Annotated in this window: 3 protein-coding genes; all 3 read left to right on the top strand. The window is 49.5% G+C overall.

What is annotated here, in order from left to right:
• On the top strand, nt 1-776 hold a 776-nt coding region (locus tag IB286_RS15320), incomplete at its 5' end, for a hypothetical protein (protein ID WP_190767031.1).
• A gap of 24 nt (nt 777-800) precedes the next feature.
• A complete protein-coding gene (locus tag IB286_RS15315; protein WP_190767030.1) occupies nt 801-1454 on the top strand; it encodes an START domain-containing protein in 654 nt (217 codons plus the stop codon).
• Nucleotides 1455-1566: 112 nt separating this feature from the next.
• Nucleotides 1567-1767, top strand: coding sequence for a hypothetical protein (locus IB286_RS15310; protein WP_190767028.1), 201 nt, complete (start codon nt 1567-1569; stop codon nt 1765-1767).
• Nucleotides 1768-1873: the final 106 nt, after the last annotated feature.

The following is a 1873-nucleotide window of genomic DNA, read 5'->3' as shown; positions in this document are numbered from 1 at the left end:
ATTTTCAGCGTTGCTGGCTCCCCGTCAGCCGGATTGGGTTGCATCGCAGGGGTGTCGAAAGAGTCAACTGCGGTCCAAAGCTGTTGGACTTGGGTGAAAAGGGCGTTTATTCTTCCTATACGTCAATTGGCTGGATACTGCTTGCTAACTGGATACCTCCTACTGATCCAGCCGCTGCAGCCGAAGAAATTGCGGCCTTTTATAACGAGAACATCAATCTCAAGCGGTTGGGACTCCTGCTTGCGATGAGTTCCACTATTTTCCTGATTCCCTGGATGATTGCGACCTCTTATGTCATTCGTCATCGTATGAAATTCCCTATTCTTGCGGATATTCAACTGGCAACCGGTATCCTGGGCGTTGTGGCCACCTTTGCCATGTGGATGAGCTGGGGTGTGGCAGCGTTTCGGCCGGATCGTGCGCCAGAGTTGATTTTGATGCTTCATGATCTCGGCTGGTTTAACGCTACCTGGTTCTACCCTGAAGCGACACTGGAAGTGATTGCTATTGCCATTGCGGTGCTCAGTTACAAGGGAGAAGATTCATTTTATCCTCGCTGGTATGGGTACTACCTGATCTTCATCGCGATGATCAGCTTGTCTGCCGGGCTATTGATTTTCTTCAAGAGCGGGCCATTTGCCTATGACGGCCTGATTACCTTCTGGGTGACGTATGCTACACTCATATCATTCTTTATTATCGGTAGTACCTTGCTGATACGTGGCGTTTCCAAACCAAAGGAGCCAGCCGGACAGCTTGCTTCAGCCACTGAATGAGTGTTTCAAGAGTAGAGTGATGTTATGAACAGGATCGCCTTGGTCAGTCTGGTTTTTCTCTGTGGTTTCACAGGACTTGTCAGTGCAAGTGACGCAGACTGGCGCTTGGATAAGGATAAAGACGGGATCAAGATCTACACGCGTAAGATCGAAGGTTCTGATATCCGGCAAATTCGTGGCACGGTCGAGATAAAGGGTCGCTTGAGCAGTGTCATTGCACTGCTTCAGGACCCTGAATACCTGGCTAAGGCGAATCCGCTCATTGCTGAGGCATATGTTCAAGAGCGGTTCAGTGAAACCGAATCCCTGTTTTACCTGGAGCTGGATATGCCGTGGCCGGTGACGGACCGATACGGCCTTCTACGTCGCAAGATACAGCAGGATCCGGGTACCAAAGTGGTCACATTTACCGAGGTGGCCACAACAGATGATATGCCGGAAAAGAAAGGCTACATACGCATTGTGCAGTCCAAACAGCAGTGGATACTGACGCCGAATGCAGATGGCAGTGTCTCTCTGGATACCACTTCCCACACTGATCCAAATGGCCCGATTCCGGCGGCAGTGCTGAACTGGATTTCCGTCGTGCCAACCTATGATTTTGTGGATAAATTGCGTGAAGAAATCGAGGCGGGTGGCTATGCCGATGCCGAGCTGTCTTTTATCCAGGAGCCTTGAGGGAATTTCCCGGTAACTAACTGAATGGTATCGCTCCTGAAATGACAACATGACCTGAGGTGCGAGACCTAATATCAGTATTCCAATCGAGTACTAGCGTAAGGAATAACCGATGTCAGCCACAGCACGCTCCACAAAGTCCCGAACAAAGAAAGCCGCTGCATCTGTAGTCACAGAGTTGACGCAGCCATCCTCAAAATACGCTGAACCCATCGCTGATCTTGAGTCCTATCTTGCATTGGTTCAGGAGCAGGAAGATACGTTCGTCGCCGCCGGATTTCCGGCTGACGGCATAACTGTTGATATTCAATAGGGATGGAGCATTTCTATAGTGCTGGTAGGATTTTGGTCAAGGCTGGTTGGCTCGCGGCCTTTGAATTGACCCGTTTTCAAAAAAAGGATTTATTTTTAAGAAATTT

Origin of the sequence: Spongiibacter pelagi, from assembly GCF_014705705.1 — a bacterium.
GTDB lineage: Bacteria > Pseudomonadota > Gammaproteobacteria > Pseudomonadales > Spongiibacteraceae > Spongiibacter > Spongiibacter pelagi.
Note: the sequence above shows the minus strand (reverse complement) of the source record. Positions and strands in the feature narration are given on the sequence as shown.

What these genes read in the sequence shown, in the direction of transcription:
- IB286_RS15310 (WP_190767028.1), top strand. Translation starts at nt 1,567, where the DNA reads ATGTCAGCCACAGCACGCTCCACAAAGTCCCGAACAAAGAAAGCCGCT.
- IB286_RS15315 (WP_190767030.1), top strand. Translation starts at nt 801, where the DNA reads ATGAACAGGATCGCCTTGGTCAGTCTGGTTTTTCTCTGTGGTTTCACA.